The 260-nt window shown below is 47.3% G+C and carries 1 protein-coding gene; it reads left to right on the forward strand.

Going from position 1 to position 260, the window contains the following annotated elements; all coding sequences use genetic code 11:
- Positions 1-260 (forward strand): hypothetical protein (locus GJQ66_RS14290; RefSeq protein WP_196215926.1); only part of this gene is annotated, 260 nt, incomplete at both ends.

The following is a 260-nucleotide window of genomic DNA, read 5'->3' on the forward strand; positions in this document are numbered from 1 at the left end:
GAAAGGGGTGAAGAGGCAGGAGAATTTCATCCAGTCTTATTTGAATAACCGGAGAGGTAAACCAGACAAGGAGGAGTGGGAGAACTATTTTCTTCCACAGGACGGGTGCTCCGGCCCGGAAGTCATAGAACTGAACGACAATGTGGTGGTGATCGCTGTTGATTCGCAATGGTGGCTGACCGACTGGGACAAGGACAGCAAGATTAACGATGGCTGCGAGATCAGAAATCGTGCTACGTTCAATTTTGTTTTTGAAAATA

It is taken from the genome of Microbacterium sp. ZXX196 (assembly GCF_009709595.1).
In the GTDB taxonomy this organism is placed as follows: Bacteria; Actinomycetota; Actinomycetes; order Actinomycetales; family Microbacteriaceae; genus Microbacterium; species Microbacterium excoecariae.